Annotated in this window: 20 protein-coding genes; 9 read left to right on the top strand and 11 right to left on the bottom strand. The window is 57.0% G+C overall.

Going from position 1 to position 18,961, the window contains the following annotated elements:
* Positions 1–86: 86 nt before the first annotated feature.
* The 8 genes from BLT54_RS15040 (at position 87) to BLT54_RS15005 (ending at position 6,810) form a co-directional block, all read left to right on the top strand.
* A complete protein-coding gene (locus BLT54_RS15040; protein ID WP_245708015.1) occupies positions 87–1,241 on the top strand; it encodes a polysaccharide biosynthesis/export family protein in 1,155 nt (384 codons plus the stop codon).
* Between the two features lie 203 nt (positions 1,242–1,444).
* Positions 1,445–1,717, top strand: a complete 273-nt coding sequence (locus BLT54_RS15035; RefSeq protein ID WP_074646111.1) for a hypothetical protein — start codon at positions 1,445–1,447, stop codon at positions 1,715–1,717.
* A gap of 195 nt (positions 1,718–1,912) precedes the next feature.
* A complete protein-coding gene (locus BLT54_RS22235) occupies positions 1,913–2,428 on the top strand; it encodes a hypothetical protein (protein WP_143026836.1) in 516 nt (171 codons plus the stop codon).
* Positions 2,429–2,779: 351 nt separating this feature from the next.
* Positions 2,780–3,343, top strand: a complete 564-nt coding sequence (gene rfbC / locus BLT54_RS15025; protein ID WP_074646110.1) for a dTDP-4-dehydrorhamnose 3,5-epimerase — start codon at positions 2,780–2,782, stop codon at positions 3,341–3,343.
* Positions 3,340–4,389, top strand: coding sequence for a dTDP-glucose 4,6-dehydratase (gene rfbB, locus BLT54_RS15020; protein WP_074646109.1), 1,050 nt, complete (start codon positions 3,340–3,342; stop codon positions 4,387–4,389). Before rfbC ends, rfbB begins: the two co-directional genes overlap by 4 nt.
* Entirely contained in the window at positions 4,386–5,240 is an 855-nt protein-coding gene (rfbD, locus tag BLT54_RS15015; RefSeq protein WP_074646108.1) for a dTDP-4-dehydrorhamnose reductase, read from the top strand. Before rfbB ends, rfbD begins: the two co-directional genes overlap by 4 nt.
* Positions 5,233–6,138 (top strand): glucose-1-phosphate thymidylyltransferase RfbA, encoded by a 906-nt coding sequence (gene rfbA, locus BLT54_RS15010; protein WP_074646107.1) that lies wholly within the window; start codon positions 5,233–5,235, stop codon positions 6,136–6,138. The genes rfbD and rfbA overlap by 8 nt, the downstream gene beginning before the upstream one ends.
* Before the next feature lie 117 nt (positions 6,139–6,255).
* Entirely contained in the window at positions 6,256–6,810 is a 555-nt protein-coding gene (locus tag BLT54_RS15005; protein WP_074646172.1) for a carboxymuconolactone decarboxylase family protein, read from the top strand.
* Positions 6,811–6,820: 10 nt separating this feature from the next.
* On the opposite strand, the gene BLT54_RS15000 is transcribed toward BLT54_RS15005, so the two are convergent.
* The 7 genes from BLT54_RS15000 to BLT54_RS14970 form a co-directional block, all read right to left on the bottom strand.
* Positions 6,821–7,618: a DNA-binding transcriptional regulator gene (locus BLT54_RS15000; protein WP_074646106.1), complete on the bottom strand. Its 798-nt coding sequence runs from the start codon at positions 7,616–7,618 to the stop codon at positions 6,821–6,823.
* Between the two features lie 38 nt (positions 7,619–7,656).
* Positions 7,657–8,499, bottom strand: coding sequence for a fumarylacetoacetate hydrolase family protein (locus BLT54_RS14995; RefSeq protein WP_074646105.1), 843 nt, complete (start codon positions 8,497–8,499; stop codon positions 7,657–7,659).
* Positions 8,500–8,503: 4 nt separating this feature from the next.
* On the bottom strand, positions 8,504–9,997 hold the full coding sequence (gene mhpA, locus BLT54_RS14990; RefSeq protein WP_074646104.1) for a bifunctional 3-(3-hydroxy-phenyl)propionate/3-hydroxycinnamic acid hydroxylase MhpA: 1,494 nt from the start codon (positions 9,995–9,997) through the stop codon (positions 8,504–8,506).
* A 2-nt stretch (positions 9,998–9,999) separates the two neighbouring features.
* Complete coding sequence (locus tag BLT54_RS14985; protein WP_074646171.1) at positions 10,000–10,980, bottom strand: VOC family protein; 981 nt, start codon at positions 10,978–10,980, stop codon at positions 10,000–10,002.
* A gap of 106 nt (positions 10,981–11,086) precedes the next feature.
* Positions 11,087–12,097: a TRAP transporter substrate-binding protein gene (locus BLT54_RS14980; protein WP_074646103.1), complete on the bottom strand. Its 1,011-nt coding sequence runs from the start codon at positions 12,095–12,097 to the stop codon at positions 11,087–11,089.
* A gap of 21 nt (positions 12,098–12,118) precedes the next feature.
* On the bottom strand, positions 12,119–13,420 hold the full coding sequence (locus BLT54_RS14975; RefSeq protein ID WP_083351840.1) for a TRAP transporter large permease: 1,302 nt from the start codon (positions 13,418–13,420) through the stop codon (positions 12,119–12,121).
* Positions 13,420–13,905 carry a TRAP transporter small permease gene (locus BLT54_RS14970; RefSeq protein ID WP_074646102.1) on the bottom strand — a complete coding sequence of 162 codons (486 nt, stop codon included), beginning with the start codon at positions 13,903–13,905 and terminating at the stop codon, positions 13,420–13,422. Before BLT54_RS14970 ends, BLT54_RS14975 begins: the two co-directional genes overlap by 1 nt.
* A gap of 291 nt (positions 13,906–14,196) precedes the next feature.
* Between BLT54_RS14970 and BLT54_RS14965 the strand changes: the two genes are divergently transcribed.
* Complete coding sequence (locus BLT54_RS14965) at positions 14,197–15,474, top strand: ABC transporter substrate-binding protein (protein WP_074646101.1); 1,278 nt, start codon at positions 14,197–14,199, stop codon at positions 15,472–15,474.
* Positions 15,475–15,567: 93 nt separating this feature from the next.
* Here the strand turns inward: BLT54_RS14965 and BLT54_RS14960 are convergent, their stop codons facing one another.
* Genes BLT54_RS14960 through BLT54_RS14945 form a run of 4 tightly spaced genes read right to left on the bottom strand, consistent with a single transcriptional unit; the run spans position 15,568 to position 18,937 of the window.
* On the bottom strand, positions 15,568–16,506 hold the full coding sequence (locus tag BLT54_RS14960; RefSeq protein ID WP_083351839.1) for a LysR family transcriptional regulator: 939 nt from the start codon (positions 16,504–16,506) through the stop codon (positions 15,568–15,570).
* A complete protein-coding gene (locus tag BLT54_RS14955) occupies positions 16,507–17,343 on the bottom strand; it encodes an alpha/beta fold hydrolase (RefSeq protein ID WP_074646100.1) in 837 nt (278 codons plus the stop codon).
* Positions 17,343–17,732 carry a hypothetical protein gene (locus BLT54_RS14950; protein WP_074646099.1) on the bottom strand — a complete coding sequence of 130 codons (390 nt, stop codon included), beginning with the start codon at positions 17,730–17,732 and terminating at the stop codon, positions 17,343–17,345. The genes BLT54_RS14955 and BLT54_RS14950 overlap by 1 nt, the downstream gene beginning before the upstream one ends.
* Positions 17,733–17,743: 11 nt before the next feature.
* Positions 17,744–18,937, bottom strand: coding sequence for a muconate/chloromuconate family cycloisomerase (locus tag BLT54_RS14945; protein WP_245708014.1), 1,194 nt, complete (start codon positions 18,935–18,937; stop codon positions 17,744–17,746).
* Positions 18,938–18,961: the final 24 nt, after the last annotated feature.

Below are 18,961 nucleotides of genomic sequence, written 5' to 3'. Positions count from 1 at the left end.
CGGTCACGTCACAAAGCGTCCTGATCGCTAATCGGTCTTCCTATACTCCACGCGACATCCCTGCAGTCTTTCGCAGCACAGCAGGGATGGGTGGCGGACTCAGGGGCACGGGGGCGATCCCCGAGCCATCTTACACCGCACAGACCCGTCCGAATGCACTCGAAACCCGGTTGCCACCAGAAAGACAGGCACAACCTTATAAGATCGGCGTCGGCGATGTCGTGCTTCTCGCAACCCCCGCAGGATCATCAGTCGAACAGCTTTCGGGCCTTTTGGCCGCGCAAAACAGCCGCCAAGGCTACACTGTGCAAGACGATGGCAGCATCGCAATCCCGGACGTCGGACGCGTTGCCATTGCAGGCCTGACGCTTGAAGAAGCCGAAGCGACATTGTTCCAAAGCCTGGTCTCTGCTCAGATCGAACCGACCTTCAGCCTTGAGATTTCCCAATTCAACTCCAAAAAAGTCTCTATTGGCGGTGCAGTCCCCAAACCCGGCGTGGTGCCCATCACGCTCACCCCGCTCTACCTTGACGAAGCTTTGGCAGGCGTGGGCGGCACAACGGCCGCAAACATGGATTACACGTCCGTGCGCCTCTACCGCGATGGCACCATCTACCAAATTCCGCTTGAGGCGCTTTATTCAAACAACAGCCTTCAGAAAATTCCGCTCATGTCGGGCGACAGTATCTTTGTCGATGACACCTACCAACTTGATCAGGCGTCAGCCTATTTCACTCAACAAATCCAACTGGCCTCCTATCGTCAGGACGCACGCACGGCAGCCCTTTCGCAACTGCAAACCGAGGTATCACTGCGCCGTGCCATGCTTGAGGAAGCCCGTTCAAATTATCGGGCTCAGGTCGAATTCGACGCCACAGATCGTGATTATGTCTATCTGGCCGGTGAGGTCAAAAAACAGGGTCGCTTCCCACTTCCGTTGGCTCGCAAAGCCAGCCTGGCCGATGCCATTTATGAAGGCGCAACCGGCCTCGCAACGACAACAGCAGATCCGCGACACATTTATGTTCTGCGCGGTTCGGATGATCCGATGGAGTTCGATGCGCTCACAGCTTGGAAACTGGACACCAGCAATGTGGCGACGCTCACCTTGGCCACCCGATTCGAATTGCGCCCAAATGACATTGTCTTCGTCGCTGAACAGCCGATTGCCCGCTGGAACCGCGTGATCAACCAAATCACACCATCCATTCTCAGCATCAGCGCCAACGCAGTCCAATAAGACACGTCCTTGACGCATTATTATTCAGCGGCACACATCCCACTTTGCGCAAAACTTAGCGCAAAGTGGGATGTGAACGCAAAAACTGGAGGTTTTAGGCATTTCCCCATATAATCAGGGGCAAAAATAGGTTATGTAGAACCCAAGCCTGTAACACGCGTTTCTTTGTTTATAGAGGCGCAAATCTAGATAGCGAGTCACCCATGCCCAAATTTGCCCTTCTTTTGCTCTCCGCCTTTGCGCTCACTGCAACTGCAGCCGCTGCCCAAGTCACAACCGCAACTGATACTGAAATCAATTGCGAAGACGAGGCCAACAAAGACAATGAAGCTTGTATCGCTCTCCCTGGCGCTGAAGAAGCAACCAACTTCTTGCCTGGCATCGCCCCCGTTCTTTTTGCCGGTGGTGTTGCAGCTGCGAGCTTGGCAGGTGGGAGCACCACCTCAACGACATCAACCACCTCCACAACAAACTAAGCTGTGCCGCAACTGCGGCATAAAGCTCTAGATCATTAAAAGGCACCAAAGTTGGTGCCTTTTTTTATTGGTCGTTGGACAGCACGCCCGCTGCGTTCAACTCTTTTTTAGGCTTTGCCTGCTTTACTCCACAGTGAGCCGATGGGGATCGGTGAAACGGGGTGAGAACACCCCTTTATCACTTGGGGTGATTTCATGTTTTTCAAACAAACCAAACGTGCGCATTTTGCGCGCGCTCCTAAACTATTTGCCTTTGGCGTTTCGGCACTAAGCGCAACTCTTTTGATGGCCTCCATGACAACAGCAGCCCATGCTGCGCGGCCAAACTCTCAAGTACCGGGGGCAACAATCGTCATCACCGGCGACCCAGGGGGGAGCGTCCGTGAGCGATACAACGAGATTCGACAGATCAATCAGTTGGGTCAAAAAGTGGAAATCCGCCGCGGAAACTGTATGTCGAGCTGTACTATGTTTTTGGGCGCGAACGATGTGTGTGTCTCCCCTCAAGCGATTTTGGGATTTCACGGCCCCTCAAACCACGGTGCAAAACTTGCGCCTGACAAGTTTGATAAGTGGTCTCGGGTGATTGCGTCCCATTATCCGGAGGCAATTCGAAACTGGTATATGACAAACGCGCGTTTTAAAATTTACTCAGCCACACGTTTGTCGGGTGCCGAGTTGATCCGCCTCGGCGTTCGGCCCTGTCCGTAAACACATCACATCCGGTGCGGGCCTACTGAGCGCGCGAAAGTCTGCCGCCGGGCCAAGCCGATGCTATTGTCTCTGTCATAGGGTGAGACAATAGCATTGAGACGTCCTTTCAAACCCTCATCCTCTGCTTCTTTGCAACACTCTGTTGGTGGGCATCTTCGCCGCGAATCTTCGATGGCGGTCTCTGAAGGCTGGGACATGGCCTCATTCGAAACACGCGTTCCACTCAAATTCAAATTTTCGTTCCCTTTTCCGATGCCCAATCAGGCCATATTTACGCATTCCATCTGACCCCATAATTGGCTACCTATGGTTGCATACAAATCACCAGGCCCAAAATTGAATAATGACATGATCGAGTCCACGACCTTGCAGGATGTCCTGCGCATTACGCCGCCTCGCTTTGGGGATCACCGCGGATTTTTTTCGGAAAGTTGGAACAAGAAACGCTTGGCCGATGCTGGGTTCAGTCTGCCCGAATTTGTGCAGGACAATCATTCCCTCTCGCGCGAAGTCGGAACCGTGCGCGGCCTGCATTTTCAATCTCCGCCACATGCGCAAGGCAAATTGGTGCGCTGTGGACGCGGTAAGATTTTTGATGTCGCGGTCGATGTCCGCAAAGGCTCACCGAGCTATGGCCAATGGCATGGCGAGGAACTGTCTTTCGACAATGGCGTTCAGCTTTGGATCCCGGCGGGCTTTCTCCACGGGTTCATGACCTTGGAGCCGGACAGCGAGATCGTTTATAAATGCACCGATCACTACGTGCCCGACTGCGATGGCGCGGTGAAATGGGACAGCTGTGGGATTTCTTGGCCGATTGAGGAGATCACCCCCGTCATCTCTGAGAAAGATGATCAGGCGCAGAGTTTTGATAGGTTTGAAACGCCATTCGTATATGAGGCCACAGTATGAAAATTTTGATCACAGGCGGCGCCGGGTTCATCGGCTCTGCCGTTGTGCGTTTGGCCATTGCCCGCGGGCATGAGGTGGTCAATGTCGATGCGCTGACCTATGCGGCCTGTCTCGACAATGTGGCCTCTGTTTCAGACAGCCCGCTCTACGCATTTGAGCAAGTCGACATTCGAAATCGCGCTGGATTAGACACTGTTTTTGCCACGCACAAACCCGATGTGGTGATGCATTTGGCCGCCGAAAGCCACGTCGACCGCTCGATCGACGGGCCGGGTGATTTCATCGAAACCAACATCTCCGGCACCTTCAACATGCTTGAGGCGGCGCGCAAATATTGGGTAGAGGCGGGCAAACCGGAGGGCTTTCGGTTCCACCATATCTCCACCGACGAAGTCTTTGGCTCCCTGCCAAACGACCGCTCGGTGATGTTCACCGAAGAAACCCCCTACGACCCGCGTTCGCCCTATTCCGCCTCGAAAGCCAGTTCGGATCATCTGGTGCGCGCCTGGCACGAAACCTACGGGCTGCCGGTGGTTTTGACGAATTGCTCAAACAATTATGGCCCATTCCACTTCCCGGAAAAACTGGTCCCGGTGATCATCCTCAACGCCCTCGCTGGCAAAGATCTTCCGATTTATGGCGATGGCTCGAACATCCGCGATTGGCTTTATGTGGAAGACCACGCCGATGCGCTGTTGCTGGTCGTTGAAAAAGGCGCGTTGGGCCGCAGCTACAATATTGGCGGTGAGAATGAGCGCAGCAACCTTGAACTGGTCAAAAGCCTTTGCGCCATTCTGGACGAAAAAAGACCCAAATCCAGCGGCAGCTATGCCGATCAGATCACCTTTGTGACCGACCGTCCCGGCCATGATGCGCGTTATGCGATTGATCCCTCCCGCATTCGCACCGAGCTTGGCTGGCGCCCCTCCGTGACCATCGACGAAGGTTTGGCCCTGACCGTCGCGTGGTATCTGTCGAATGAACACTGGTGGCGCGCATTGCAAAACCGGCATGGCGTTGGCGAACGGCTTGGGGTGACCGCATGATCCTTGTTTTCGGGAAAACGGGTCAGGTCGCTACGGAACTGCGGGCACTGTTGCCGGACGCCGTGTTTTTGGGGCGGGATGAGGCGGACCTGAGCGATCCTGCCCTCTGCGCCCAAAAGATCGCCCTCCTTAAACCGGGTGCCGTGATCAATGCCGCCGCCTACACGGCCGTGGATAAGGCCGAGACGGACGAAGAGACCGCCGCTTTGGTCAATGGCGCGGCGCCAACGGAAATGGCCAAAGCCTGTGCCGCGCTTGGCATTCCCTTTGTCCATATCTCCACCGATTATGTGTTTGATGGGTCCGGCGAGACACCGTTTACGCCCGATCATCCAACCGCCCCTTTGGGCGCCTATGGCCGCACCAAACTTTTGGGTGAAAATGGCATTCGCGCGGCGGGTGGCACATGCGCAATCTTGCGCACATCATGGGTGTTTTCCAGCCACGGCAACAACTTTGTGAAAACCATGCTCCGGCTAGGTGCAGAACGCGACAAGCTCACCATTGTCGCGGATCAAATCGGTGGGCCGACCCCGGCCCGCGCCATCGCTCAGGCCTGTGTCGAAATCGCCAATCGGCTTAAAACAGAGCCGAACACAGCCGGAACCTATCATTTCTCTGGTGCGCCGGATGTAAGTTGGGCCGATTTTGCCCGTGCGATTTTTGCCGAGGCCGGGATCACATGTGCGGTCGAAGACATCCCCTCTTCGGCCTATCCAACCCCGGCCCAAAGGCCGGGAAACAGCCGGATGGACTGTCACTCTTTGAAGGCGGCTTACGGGCTGGATCGGCCGGATTGGCGCGCCGCCGTGCGCACCACAATTAACGAGGTAAACGAGTCTCATGCGTAAACGTAAAGGCATCATTCTTGCGGGCGGATCGGGCACGCGCCTGTATCCCTTGACCATGGCCATCTCAAAACAGCTGATGCCTATCTATGACAAACCGATGATCTATTATCCGCTGTCCGTGTTGATGCTGGCAGGCATTCAGGAGATCGCGATCATCACCACGCCCCACGATCAGGATCAATTCAAACGCCTTTTGGGGGATGGATCTCAGTGGGGCCTGTCCTTCACCTATATCGAACAGCCCTCTCCCGATGGTCTGGCCCAGGCCTATATTTTGGCCGAAGATTTTCTGGATGGTGCCCCCTCAGCGCTGGTTTTAGGCGACAATATCTTCTTTGGTCATGGTTTGCCTGAAATGTTGGCCGCTGCGGATGCCAAGGACATGGGTGGCACGGTCTTTGGCTATCACGTCGCTGACCCCGAGCGATATGGTGTGGTGAAGTTTGACGCCGAGGGCACCGTCAAAGAGATTATCGAAAAGCCGGCTGTGCCTCCTTCTAACTATGCGGTCACGGGGCTCTATTTCCTCGATGGGGACGCCCCCCGTCGCGCAAAGACCATTCAACCGTCTGAGCGCGGCGAGCTTGAAATCGTCACGCTTTTGGAAACCTATCTTGCGGATGGGACATTGAATGTTGAGCGTATGGGCCGAGGCTATGCCTGGCTTGACACCGGCACGCACGGCTCTTTGTTGGATGCAGGCAATTTCGTGCGCACACTTGCAAAGCGGCAAGGGATGCAATCCGGCTGTCCCGAAGAAATCGCCTATACGCAAGGCTGGATCAGCAATGACACAATGCGCAAACATGCCGAAATGTTCAAAAAAACCGAGTACGGGAAATATCTTGCAACCCTTTTGAAAGAAAAAGGGTTGGTGGAACATTTTAGCGAGTCTTGAAACAACCCGCACACACCTCACACGAGGCTTGCAACACTGTCCATCAATCATGCCGAGCAAACGCGGTGATTGCCTTTGGGCATCGTCCGCGGCGTGATGGCGCAAACGGAGGCACTCATGACCAATCCCCCAAAGACCATATCCGATCAGGTCGCGCCGCTCACGGATGCGCAATGGCCCAATGACATCGCCGATCTGCGCGGCGGTTTCGCTGGCGCACTTAATGTCTATCGCACGATGGCGCATCACCCGGCCCTGCTGCGCGCTTGGGCACCATTGCGGCAGCATATCGTCAAAGACACAGCGCTTGGGGTTGAGCGCTCCGAGGTGGTGATTTTGCGCACCGGCGTGCGGCTTGGGTCGGCCTATGAATGGGCGCATCATGTGTCGCGGGCACGCGCCCTTGGGTTTTCTGACGAGAGGATTTTGGCGATCAAAGCCATGCCCGAGGGCGAAGACGGGATGATCGTGCGCGCCGTCGATGCACTGTTGGACGATCACCGTCTGCCCATCCCGCTTGAGCGGGAATTGGCAAAGTGTCTTGGCCGAGAAGCGGTGTTCGATTTGATCGCGACTGTGGGGTTTTATTCCGTTCTTGGGTCGATCTTGATGACCTATGAGACGCCGATTGACGACGACATCGCCGACCAGATGGCGCGAAACCCGCTTTAGGACTGGGCCATCAATCCGGCAAAGACCCGGCGATTTTATCGGCAAGCTCCGTCAAAGCTCCGGTAAAGGTTTCAAGTGCCTTACCGGTGCTCATGGCGCTGCGAATCCAGATGATGGAGACACAGCCCAAAACATTTCCACCCGACCTGACCGGAACCGCAAGCGATGCTGTTTGGGCGCGAAATTCGCCACTGTCGCGAATGGCGATGCCACGCGCGCGGGTCTGTTCAAACAATTGGTCCAACCAGCGCTGTTCCAAAAACGGAACATCTTCGGGATCATTGAGCCGACGCAGGTGCTCCAGGATCACCCCCCGTTCCTCATCCGAACAAAAACTCAGATAGGCCCGCCCCGCAGAGGTGCGCAACACCGGCAGTTTATACCCCGTCATGCCTCGGTCGATCGACAGGGGAGACCGGCCATGGGTGGTTTCCTGAATCACCATCGCCGCATTGTTGTAAATGGTCAGATCAAGCGGCCAGACAAGCCGTTGGCCATATTGCGCAAACAAAGGCCCCGCCGCCTGTGACAGCTCAGAGGTCAGCGCATAGCCATCTCCCAAAGCGGCGGCAAACCGCGTCACACGTACGTAATTCGAGGTGGCGGAAAAGGCGACGTAGCCCAGTTCCTCCAGCGTCTCCAAAAGCCGGTACACGGTCGGACGCGGCAGATTCAGCGCTTTGGCAATTTCACCGGGGCGGGTTTCGCCCATCCGGTTCACATAGCGCAAAATGGCAAGCCCGCGCGCAAGGGCGCGCACGGACCCACCAGAAGCGGTCGCAGGTGTGTCGGAACCAGAGGCAATCATCGGTTTAGACTGTCACACTCCGCCCCCGCGCGTAAGCCTTAGACTTCGGCTTTGACCGGGTTTGACAAAATGCCGACGCCCGACACTTCGACCTCGCAAACATCGCCGTCTTTCATGAACAAGGGCGGCGTGCGACGTGCGCCAACCCCGCCCGGCGTGCCGGAAACGATCACATCGCCCGGCAACAGTGGCAGGATGGTCGAGCAATAGGCAATCAAACGCGGGATCGAACAGACCAGCATATCCAGCGTGGTGTCTTGCACCGTTTCGCCATTCAACCGGGTTTGGAGCCGCATTTTGGTGTGATCTTCGATCTCATCCGCCGTCACCATCCAAGGGCCAAAACCACCCGTCCCGGCAAATGTTTTGCCCGGCATGAATTGATGCGTGTGTTTTTGCCAATCACGCACGGACCCGTCGTTGTAACAGGCATAGCCCGCGACATAATCCATCGCATCCGCTTCTGAAATGCGACGGCCCTCTTTGCCGATGATCACGGCGACCTCGCCCTCATAGTCGAATTTATCCGATTCAAGCGGTTTTATCAGCGGCGCATTATGCCCGATCTGCGAACCCTGATAGCGCGCGAACAACACCGGGTTCGGGGTCTTTTCGCGGCCCGTCTCCTCGATATGCGCGTGGTAGTTCAGGCCGACACAGATGATTTTGTCCGGGTTCGGAATGACCGGATCATGGGTCACATCGTCAAAACTATAATCCGCCTCGGCAGAGACCAAGGCTGCGGCGGCAGCCATGTCGCCTGTGGCCAAAAAATCGCGCAGCGTCGGCGCGTCAAAACGTTTGCCGAGATCGACGATGCCAGCCTCATTGACGAGACCATAAGAGGACGTGCCGTCCTTGGTAAAAGAGCAAAGCTTCATTGTATCAGACCCGTTCAGGTTGTTGCGTTTCAATTGGATTTGGGAGCACGAGGGCCAAAAGCGCCGCAAGCTCCTCTTTGGTATTGGCCCCGCCCAGCGTATAACGGTCGGGACGCAAAACAGTGGCGCGGGCACCAAGGCGCGCGAGGTGATCGGCGGCGTTTGATGTGTTCGTGGTGACCAAGGCGACACCATCGGGCAGGCTCAAACCCTGCGCCACATCGGCCTCAGAGACGACGACAAACTGATGGCGATAGACATCATCCATCAGCCGCCCGTCGGTCAGGCGCGGCTGACCAAACAGACGCCCCGCAAGATCGCCAACACCGATCCCCTTACCCAAAGGCGGCGCGATGCTTTCCATCCGTGCGGAGCCATCGGTGCTTGGCAAAGCGGCGCGCAGCGCCGCTTCGGTGCCCGCGGTGTTGATCAAGCCACCCAACCGCACGGCAGTTTGGATATATTCGCGGGCATTGGGTTTGCGCTCGCTCTCATAGCTGTCCAGCAATGCCTCGGCGGCCTTGCCCGTCACCTTGCCTTGGCAAATCAGCGCCAATTTCCAGTACAGATTGGCAACATCTCGGGTGCCCGCGCACATACCCTGTCCCATGAATGGAGGGGTTTGGTGACATGCGTCACCGGCCAACAAAAGCCGCCCCTTGCGCCACTCATCCGCAACCAGAGAATGAAACACATAGACCGCTGTGCGCTCCAAATCGGCGTCCTCGGGCGTCAACCAATCGACGAGCAATTCCCACACCCGCTCCGGTTTGGAGATCTCGTTGGACTCCTCATCGGGCTTGACCGTGATTTCCCATCGCCGCCGCATCCCCGGCCCCCGCACATAGGTGGTAGGACGGTCGGGGCGGCAATATTGGATCGAATGATCGCCCAGCTCGGGCTTGTCCTTTTTGAGGATCGCATCGACCACCAGCCAACGTTCGTGAAAGCCATAATCCTCCATCCCCGTCTCGATATAGCGCCGCACCAGCGAACGCGCGCCGTCGCAACCGACAACATAGCTTGCCGTGACGCGCTCAACCTTGCCGCAAGACATGTCTTCGAACCGCAGGTCGACCCTATCGCCTTGATCATCCATATTGAACACATCGCAGCGGGTGCGAATGGTGATCTCTTTGCGGGCGATCAGACGGGTCCGCAGCACCTCTTCGAGATCGGGTTGGTGAAAGCGGAAATTCGAGCGCCAGCCTTGCGGCCCTTCGCCTTGTGGACGCGGCCAATCCAACAACAACTTGCCCTCGGCATCGACAAATTTCATCCCCGGATGCAGCGCCGTTTTTGGGTCCATCTCATCGGCGATGCCGATCCATTGAAACACCCGCATCACTTCGGCGTCAAAATGCACCGCGCGTGGCAGATGATAGGCTGCGCTTTCGCGCTCCAAAACCAGCGTTTTCACCCCGCATTGCCCCAAAAGATGAGCCAAAGTTGCGCCCGCGGGACCATAGCCCACGATGGCAACATCATAGTGTTCCATAGTTATTTTCCCTGTTTGGTCAGTTCGCCGAAAAGCCATGGGCAATCGGCCACGGGTGGCGCACGACGCCCCTTTGCGGCGGCATCAAGACGCATATCGCGCAGGCGTTTGCGCCCGCCTTCTTCGGTGAGATAAAGCCGTTCATGGCCCCAGAAGCTCGGTCCATCATGGGTCTCATGTGGCTCCCATGTTTCGGGTTCGATCAGCCGCCCGCCCCAGCCGTTTTCGACAAAAAAGCCGGAGGGCGAATGGGCGTAATAGGAGGTCATGTAATCATTGGTGTGACGGCCCAGCGTATAGGCGACACGGCCCTCCTCCATCTGCGCCAGATCATAGCCCTGGCCCAGATCATCAAGGTTTTGGAATTCGACCATGAAGTGGTGAAACCCAAGCTGGCCCGAGCCAACCATGGCAAAGGAATGGTGACGATTGTTGAGGTGGAAAAAATAAAGACCGTAGGGTTCCAACCCGTAATCCGAGACATGAAAGTCCAACAGATCGCGGTAAAATGGCATCATCACGTCGATGTCTTTGACGTGCAGCACAGCATGCCCCATGCCCAAAGGCCCGGTCATAAAGCCGTCAATCGGACGCCCCGGCACAAACGGATCGGTGGCGATCATCGGTTTGTAAAACAGCTCAACCCGGTTGCCACCCGGATCTTTGAACCAAATCATGTCTTCGACAAACCGGCGATCCGCAAGCTCATTTGTGGCCATCGTGACGGCCACGCCTGCGGCATCAAGACGGGCGGCGTATACTTGCAAATCCTCTCGGGCCGCGACCTCAAAACCCAGAAACGCCAGCGTTTCACCCGGTTCATCAGAGACCAAAAGTCGCTGAACCTTGTCATCCATGCGAAACGCCAGCGCCTTGCCGCCACGGTCGATCTTTTGCATACCCAGCAGTTTGCCGGCAAAATCTCCCCAGTCGTCGAGCTTGTCAGAGCGCACACCGAGATAGCCCAGAGCAATGATTGCCATGGTGTTCTCCATCATTTGTTCAGGAATGCCTCATTTTACAGGCCAAACGACCCAATCCCGAGGCGTCATCTCCGCCCGTCCGCAGTGTGGACAGACGGAGAGAAGATCAGCGTGCAGAGACCTCGCGCGCACGCGTCAGCACGGTTTCGGCCACGTCCGGGTCAGCCTGCTCGGCCACCCATTTGGCCGGAGCCTCCGCCAATGCCGCATCCCATGCCGCATGACCTGCCTCATCCAGTTCAACAAAGGTCACTTCACCCGCCGCACGAAGCGCCGCTTCGACCTCGGCATCGGTTTGATCGACAACAGAGGCGATCCATTCGGCCGTGGCGCGACCGGACATCTCGTCCAGCACGGCTTTGTCCGCGTCCGACAGGCCCTCATAGGTGCGTTTGTTCATCAAAACGGCCATGGGCGAGGAGGTGAAGCGCGTGGTGGTGATATAGGGGGCCACTTCATTGAGGCGGAAGGTGCGATAGGCATCCATCACCCAAACCGCGCCAGACACCACACCGCGTTCGAGGTTCTCATAGACCTGCGGTGCCGGAATAGACACGCCCGACGCGCCCAGAAGATCAAACAAGGTCGAACCAAATTTCGATGGGGTGCGCAGTTTCAAACCGTTGAGATCGGCGGGGGCATCAGCGGGTGCGTCCGTCATGAAAAAGCGGTAGCCCGGCGTGGTGAACAGGGCGATCACTTTGTAATCGGCATATTCTGCGTTCAACGCACCGTCCTCGGCCAGCGTGTTGAGGATCTCGGTGCCTTGAGTGGAGGTTGCCACCAAACCCGGAACTTCGACCACGCCCGTCATCGGAAACAGACCCGGTGTATAGGTCGGCACAACCAGCGCCACATCGGCCACGCCCGCTTTGACCAATTCCGCCTGTGCGGGCGGTGCGCCAAGGATGGAGCCGGGGTAGAGTTTGAAGGACGCGCCTTTGGACAGCTTCGGGTTCACCTCGTCGATCCAGGCTTGCAGCACTTTCGACGAATAGAACCCCTGTGCAGGCTCAAAAGACGACACGCGCATTTCGCGCGCCTCTGCCATAGACGCAGCAAAAGACACGCCCAAGGCAAGCGCCACAGTGGTGGCTTTGAATAGAGTTTTGATCATAGTTTCCTCCCGTTTTTCTGATCAGATCGCATGGTAGGGCAGCCAAATGACAAGCGCGGGCAGAGCGATAATGATCCCCACGCGAATGAAATCGGCGATGACAAAAGGGGCCGCCCCTTTCCAAAGTTCGGTGAGCTTGACGTCCGGTGCGACGGTTTTAAGGACAAAAAGATTCATGCCGACGGGCGGGGTAATCAGCCCCATTTCCACCACCATCACAGCGAAAATCCCGAACCACACAAGGTCGATCCCCGCTGCCTGCGCCACCGGCACGAACAGTGGCACGGTGAGCAACAACATCGCGAGACTGTCCATCAACGTGCCCAAGATCAGATAGATCGCCAGCATCAACAAGATCACCAAAAGCGGTTGATCCAAGATGCCGGAAAACAACCCGGTGAGGGAAAATGGCAGGCCAGAGAGGGCGAGGAAAAAGTTAAACAGATTCGCGCCGATCAACACCAGATAGAGCGCGCCACAGGTCATCGCCGTGTCCATGATCGCGGACATAAAGCCCTCAAAGGACAAGCGCCGGGCGAGCAACCCATAGGCCAGAACCACGGCGGCCCCAATGGCGGCGGTTTCATTGGCGGTGAACACGCCGGAATAAAGCCCACCCATGATCAGACCAAAAATGCCAACCGGAGGTAGCAATTCCTTGATCGCGCTGCGCCGCTCCGACCCTTCGGCGCGCACCCGCTGTGGCGCCACAGACCATCCCATCCAGATCGGCACCCAGATCGCCAGACAGTACAACAGGACCGCCAAAAAGATCGGTCCGGCCGTGGCCAAAAGCAGATCACGAATGGATTGCTCGGCGATGAAAGCATAGATCACCAAGACCGTTGACGGCGGGATCAGAATGCCAAGTGTGCCCCCCGCAGCCACCGACCCGGCGGAGAGCGAGCGCGAATATCCGGCAGCTTTCATTTCAGGCAAAGCGATCCGGCCCATGGTTGCGGTGGTGGCCAAGGACGACCCAGAGATCATCCCAAACCCCGCCGACGCACCAATCGTTGCCAGTGCCAACCCGCCACGACGGTGGCCGATCAGCACGGACATGGAGTGATAGAGCTTCGTGGACAAGCCACTGCGCGCGGCCAAATTGCCCATCATCACAAACAGCGGCAACATGGTCAGCGTGTAATTCGTCAGACTGTCCCAGGTGGTCGTCGCGCCAATCGCCATGGCACCGGGCAACCCGATGATCATCGCCGATCCCAGCACACCGACAAGACCAAGGGCGACAGCAACCGGCACTTCGAGAAAGATCATCACGATTGCGGCAAAGAACCCCATGCCACCCAAAAGCATCCCACTCATCACCAATCCTTCTCATTTTTCAGGGAGAACCAAACCGCCGCCAGCGCGGCGACAAGAGCGGCCAAGAGGGTGAGCGTCACCACCATCAGCGCCATCGACACCGGCACGCCCAAATCGGCGGTGGTTTCGGGTGAGCCAAGTTTGGACAGGGTGTTTTCGGCCAAAATCCAAAACAAAAGCCCGGCAAAGATCAGCGAGGCGATGCTGCCGAAAATGCCCAAAGGCCGGGTGAAGCGGTTTGGCGACAATTCGGACAAGAGCTTAGCCGTCACATGGGTCCGTTTCGCGTAACAGACCGGCATCGACAACAGCGCACCCAAACCAATGGACAGGGATGTCAGTTCAATGGCGGCGGGCACATTCATACCCGCAACCGCCCGCAAAATCACATCCATCACGGTCACCCCGGCTCCAAACAGAAAGCAGGATGCAGCGGCAGCCAAGAAGGTATTTGATATGCGTTTTTTATATTTTCCGTTGATCATGCCGCGCGCCCTTCAGAGCTTTTATGCGCAGCAAAAACCCGCCCCCCGCGCTGTCGCGCAAAGGGAAACCTGTGCGTTTCCATGGCGTTCCTCCCAACGCTAAGTCATCAAAAACTATATGGCGCGCGGATGTGGGAAAACAGGCTCACCGAAGAGGTGTCCGCCAAGCGGACAGATCCAAGCCAACTCAAACAAGGGCCTGTCACCGCCCGTATCATCCAATACTGGCCACAGCATAGGCACATCGCACGCCACGGGGGATACTCCAACCACTCTATGGGAGGAGAAAAAATGAAACCTACACCAGTGAACCGCCGTGGCTTTTTGCGCGGCGTGGGGGCGGTGGCCTCCGGTGCCGCGCTGTCGCAATTTCCCTTGCCTGCACTCGCCAAAACCAAAACCATCAAACTTGGTCTTGTTCAGCCCGTGACCGGACCGCTTGCGATTTTTGCCGAGCCAACGCAATTTGTGATCGACGCCGTGCGCGCCCAAATCGGCGACAGCGTGATGATCCAAGGCACCAAACATCCGGTCGAAATCATCCTGAAAGACAGTCAATCCAACTCCAACCGCGCCTCTTCCGTTGCTCAGGAATTGATCCTCAACGATGAGGTAGACATGCTCTTGGCCACATCGACGCCGGACACGACCAACCCGGTGGCGGATCAGGCCGAGTTGAACGGTGTGCCTTGCATTAGCAATGACACGCCATGGCAACCGCATTTCTTTGGCCGTCAGGGCGATCCGGCCAAGGGGTTTGATTACACGTTCCACTATTTCTGGGGCCTTGAAGACGTGATCAGCACGTTCATGTCGCAATGGGATCAAGTCGCCACCAATAAGGTGGTCGGTGCACTTTGGCCCAATGACCCGGACGGCAATGCCTGGGGCGACCCTGCGGTTGGCTTCCCCAAACCGATGGCGGACAAAGGCTATTCCTTGGTCGACACCGGCCGGTTTCAGTCCATGACCGACGATTTCTCGGCACAGATTTCAGCCTTCAAAGCCGCGGGGGTCGAGATCGTCACCGGCGTCGTGATCCCGCCAGATTTCACCACGTTCCTCAGTCAATCGGCGCAGCAAGGCTTTGCGCCCAAGGTCATCAATGTCGCCAAGGCCAGCGAATTTCCTCAGGCCATGGCCGCCCTTGGTCCCCGTGCAGACGGGCTTTCGGTCGAAGTGTGGTGGTCGCCGCATCACCCCTTCAACTCTTCGCTGACCGGGCAAAGTTCGGCCGATCTTGCCAGCGCTTATGAGGCCGAGACCGGCAACCTCTGGACCATGCCGCTTGGTTTTAAACACTCGCTGTTTGAGGTGGCTTTGGATGCGTTATCCCGGACCGAGGACCCCACCGACCCCGACAGCATCGCCGCAGCGATCCGTGCCACCTCTCTGAACACAATCACCGGCATGATCAACTTTGGTGCGGGCCCTGTGCCGAACATTGCAAAAACGCCGCTGGTTGGCGGCCAATGGTCGGTGCGCGATGGCAAACCGGTGCTCGACATCGTCGACAACACCAACGCGCCGGACATCCCGCTGAGCGCACAAATGCGTCCGATCGGCTAAAGACAGGGGGCCTCCCTGTTTAAAGCGTTCCGCCATAAACCCGTGATTCAGGTTTATGGCGAAACACTTTGGCGAGGCCCTTTTGTCATCAAATCAGGTGCGTTTTCGGGTGTATTTTTCAATGATGTCAAAGAATTGGAGGACCTGCGGCTTGCGATTGTCGCGCCGGGCATGCACCGTCAAAGAGGTGCCGGGATTGTTGCCTTCATAAGAGCGGTACAACACCCCCGCTCGTGGCGAATTTGACACCGATTTGGGCACCATCGCCAAGCCGACCCCAACTGAGACAAGCGAAATGGCGGTTTGGTAATCTTGGGCAAAGATCTGATCCACAGGTGTAAAGCCTTCGCCCTCACAGACCTTCAAAATATGATCGGCAAACGAGGGGCGCGGGCGTCGCGGGTAGAGCACAAAGGTCTCTTTATCCAAATCCGCCAGCTTGATCGGCAGGCTCTGACCGGCAAGGGCTGAGTTGTCGGGCAGGGCAAGAATGAGCGGCTCGTGATGCAAAGCCATGGAGCGGAATTCATCACCTTGAAGGTTTGGCCGCGCCACCGCGATGTCGATATCGCGCTGGATCAGACCGCGTTCCAATTCGGCGTTGTTCATCGAGCTGAGCGACAGATCGACATGCGGGTAATGCGAGCGATAGGATTTGATCAACGACGGCAGGACCCCATGGGTCGCCGAGCCAACAAAGGCCACGCGCAACCGCCCCGCACCGCCGCGCCCGATGAGTTCCACTTCACGGTAGGCGCTGTCGAGATCGTCCAAAATATCGCGCGCCCGATCCAACAAAACCGCACCCGCCTCGGTGAGCCGGATTTGGCTGCGGGCGCGATCAAACAATTGTGCGCCGATCTCTTTTTCAAGCGTCGCGATTTGGCGCGACAAGGGTGGCTGGGCCATTTCCAAACGCGCCGCTGCGCGGCCGAAATGCAATTCCTCGGCCACGGCAATAAAATATTTCAGACGTTTGAATTCCAAAGTGGCCCTCCCCAGCCCCTTTTTCATCACCCGGTTTTTACGCATTCACCCCATTTTTGCGAGGGCATCGACAAAATAGGGCCGGAATACATCGGGGTTTTCGCTCATCGGAAAATGCCCGATCCCATCCATCACGGCAAGGCTGGCACCGGGAATGGCATCGGCGGTGCGTTTGGCATCCTCTGGGGTACAGGTCATATCATATGTGCCCACCATGAGATGCACAGGGCGTGCGCCTGTGTCAATGCGGCCAAGTTGCCCGACGAGACTGTCATCTTGGGTGTAAAAACTCAAATCCCCGCGAAACACGCCGGGGCCAGATTGCATAAACATCCATTGGGTGTTCCAACGCTCGGCCTCCGGGGATTGCGGCGCGATATTGGCACTGACCAAAGCCGCACCCATTTCGCCGCCATGGGCGTCCGGGCGGTGGAACCAGTCGATGTCATACCACGCCGGTTGAAAATCCGAGGCCTCGATCGCAATAAAACCTTTGAACGGGTCCGGCGTCTTAAGCGCCAGTTGCAGCGCGATCCGACCGCCCATGGAACATCCGGCATAGATCGGATTCTCCAGATTGAGCGCCTTCACCAGTTTGAGCACTGTTTCCATATAGGCTTCGGTGGTCAAAAGGTATTCTTCCTCATGAAACCCCTCAGGCGGCAAAGATTTGCCATGCCACGGCATGTCCGGTGCGATGAAACGATAGGCTTTGGTCAACTCGGGATCGTTCAGGATATGCCGCCACTGGCGGCTGTCTGCGCCCGCTGTGTGGAAACACAGGACCGGCTGCCCGCTGCCCGCTTCTTCAAAATAGATGCGGTTTTTGCGGCCTTGGACCTCAATCGTCACATAGCGGCCAATGATCTGTTCAAGCGCCATTATGCGGCCTCCTTTTGACGGCCCAGCGCCATAAATTCTTTGAAAAACCTCAGGTTTTTGACAAGGGCAAGAATGTCGCCATCAATCCGCCCACGACCGGTTTTGACAAAGCCGAAAATGTCGTGAAACCGTGGCGCTGGCATGGGGTGCCAAAAGGCATCCAGCGCCTCACCATCCACACGCAAGGCAAACCGCCACGGGATTTTGCTGCTCGGGCCTTCTTCGACCCGCTCAAGCAGGCCACGATGAAAGTACAGATAGATCTGCTGATCATCGACTTCGATCAGAACCGTCTCGGAAAACAACTGCCCGAGGCGTTTGAGATGCGGCTTTTGCGTGAGCGCCATGCCCATCTCTTCAAAACGGACGCGCAGCGATGCGGTTTGCATGGGAACTTCCTTTAGTCTTTGCGGGCATAACGATTGATACGGTCTGGGTCAGGCGTGACCCCAAGGCCCGGACCTGTCGGCAGATGCACTTCAAAATTCTCATAGCGCAGCCCATCGGAACACAGATCCTCGACCAGAATTTTCGGACCGAAATGTTCGGTGCCCCAGTCCAAATTCGGCAAAGTGGCGAAAGCGTGCAAATGCCCCGCAGCACCCAAGGAGCTTTCCAAAAGACACCCGCCGTAAAGCTGAACACCCGCCGCCTGTGCGATGCCCGCGACCCGTTTCAATTGATGCACCCCACCGTGTTTGCACAGTTTGAGTGACAGGACTGAGCCCGCACCTGCGCCACAACCGTCCATGGCTTCGCCAAGGGTGGACACGCCCTCGTCCAGCATGATCGGGATCGGAGAGCGCGCGGCAATGCGCGCCATGGCAGGCATTTGGGCGGCGGGAAGCGGTTGTTCGATCAAACTCACCCCAAGGTCCACAAGATGTGGCACATAACGGATAAAATCGGCCTCCGACCAGCCTTGATTCACATCCGCGATCATGTCCGTGCCCTCGGGCAACGCCGCTTTCAAGGCGGCCAGACGCGCCAGATCGGTCAACGGGTCAGCAAAGCCGAGTTTGATTTTAAAGCGGTTGAACCACCCCTTTTCGATCATGCCCTTGGCCTCTTCGACCTCCTGGCCTGCATCACCAGAAGCCAAGGCCCAAATGGCGGAAAAAGACGCACGCTGCGCCCCGCCCAAAAGGACATGGGCGGGCACGTTCAGCGTTTTACCAACGGCGTCCAACATGGCCATGTCGAGAGCGGATTTGGCAGTGTAATTGCGCTTGGCGGCCTGCGCCATTTTGGTGGCGGCGGCCTCAAGGAAACAGGCGGGATGGCCGATCAGAGCGGGCGCGAGATAGGTGTCGATATTGGCCTTCATGGCCTCAACACTCTCCTCGGCCCAGCGCGGCCCGCCCAAGGTGGAGCCCTCTCCAAAACCGACAACGCCATTCTCCAACACAACCTCAACAAAAATATAGCCTTGGTGGCTCAAAGAAGTGTTCGAAAGCTTATGTTTGCGCCGGGTCGGGGCCTCGATAATGCGTGCAGAGACCGAACGGATCGCCGTCGCTTGGGCCAGATCCATCGTCGCTGCGTCGTCAGAGATGCGAGTCTTTGTGGGCATTGCAGAGAAGGGGGTATTCATATCATTTCCGACGCCAGAAAGGGG

Source organism: Celeribacter baekdonensis, assembly GCF_900102315.1.
GTDB lineage: Bacteria > Pseudomonadota > Alphaproteobacteria > Rhodobacterales > Rhodobacteraceae > Celeribacter > Celeribacter baekdonensis.
Note: the sequence above shows the minus strand (reverse complement) of the source record. Positions and strands in the feature narration are given on the sequence as shown.

What these genes read in the sequence shown, in the direction of transcription:
- BLT54_RS15040 (WP_245708015.1), top strand. Translation starts at nt 87, where the DNA reads ATGGGTGGCGGACTCAGGGGCACGGGGGCGATCCCCGAGCCATCTTAC.
- BLT54_RS15035 (WP_074646111.1), top strand. Translation starts at nt 1,445, where the DNA reads ATGCCCAAATTTGCCCTTCTTTTGCTCTCCGCCTTTGCGCTCACTGCA.
- BLT54_RS22235 (WP_143026836.1), top strand. Translation starts at nt 1,913, where the DNA reads ATGTTTTTCAAACAAACCAAACGTGCGCATTTTGCGCGCGCTCCTAAA.
- rfbC (WP_074646110.1), top strand. Translation starts at nt 2,780, where the DNA reads ATGATCGAGTCCACGACCTTGCAGGATGTCCTGCGCATTACGCCGCCT.
- rfbB (WP_074646109.1), top strand. Translation starts at nt 3,340, where the DNA reads ATGAAAATTTTGATCACAGGCGGCGCCGGGTTCATCGGCTCTGCCGTT.
- rfbD (WP_074646108.1), top strand. Translation starts at nt 4,386, where the DNA reads ATGATCCTTGTTTTCGGGAAAACGGGTCAGGTCGCTACGGAACTGCGG.
- rfbA (WP_074646107.1), top strand. Translation starts at nt 5,233, where the DNA reads ATGCGTAAACGTAAAGGCATCATTCTTGCGGGCGGATCGGGCACGCGC.
- BLT54_RS15005 (WP_074646172.1), top strand. Translation starts at nt 6,256, where the DNA reads ATGACCAATCCCCCAAAGACCATATCCGATCAGGTCGCGCCGCTCACG.
- BLT54_RS15000 (WP_074646106.1), bottom strand. Translation starts at nt 7,618, where the DNA reads ATGATTGCCTCTGGTTCCGACACACCTGCGACCGCTTCTGGTGGGTCC.
- BLT54_RS14995 (WP_074646105.1), bottom strand. Translation starts at nt 8,499, where the DNA reads ATGAAGCTTTGCTCTTTTACCAAGGACGGCACGTCCTCTTATGGTCTC.
- mhpA (WP_074646104.1), bottom strand. Translation starts at nt 9,997, where the DNA reads ATGGAACACTATGATGTTGCCATCGTGGGCTATGGTCCCGCGGGCGCA.
- BLT54_RS14985 (WP_074646171.1), bottom strand. Translation starts at nt 10,980, where the DNA reads ATGGCAATCATTGCTCTGGGCTATCTCGGTGTGCGCTCTGACAAGCTC.
- BLT54_RS14980 (WP_074646103.1), bottom strand. Translation starts at nt 12,097, where the DNA reads ATGATCAAAACTCTATTCAAAGCCACCACTGTGGCGCTTGCCTTGGGC.
- BLT54_RS14975 (WP_083351840.1), bottom strand. Translation starts at nt 13,420, where the DNA reads ATGAGTGGGATGCTTTTGGGTGGCATGGGGTTCTTTGCCGCAATCGTG.
- BLT54_RS14970 (WP_074646102.1), bottom strand. Translation starts at nt 13,905, where the DNA reads ATGATCAACGGAAAATATAAAAAACGCATATCAAATACCTTCTTGGCT.
- BLT54_RS14965 (WP_074646101.1), top strand. Translation starts at nt 14,197, where the DNA reads ATGAAACCTACACCAGTGAACCGCCGTGGCTTTTTGCGCGGCGTGGGG.
- BLT54_RS14960 (WP_083351839.1), bottom strand. Translation starts at nt 16,506, where the DNA reads ATGCGTAAAAACCGGGTGATGAAAAAGGGGCTGGGGAGGGCCACTTTG.
- BLT54_RS14955 (WP_074646100.1), bottom strand. Translation starts at nt 17,343, where the DNA reads ATGGCGCTTGAACAGATCATTGGCCGCTATGTGACGATTGAGGTCCAA.
- BLT54_RS14950 (WP_074646099.1), bottom strand. Translation starts at nt 17,732, where the DNA reads ATGCAAACCGCATCGCTGCGCGTCCGTTTTGAAGAGATGGGCATGGCG.
- BLT54_RS14945 (WP_245708014.1), bottom strand. Translation starts at nt 18,937, where the DNA reads ATGAATACCCCCTTCTCTGCAATGCCCACAAAGACTCGCATCTCTGAC.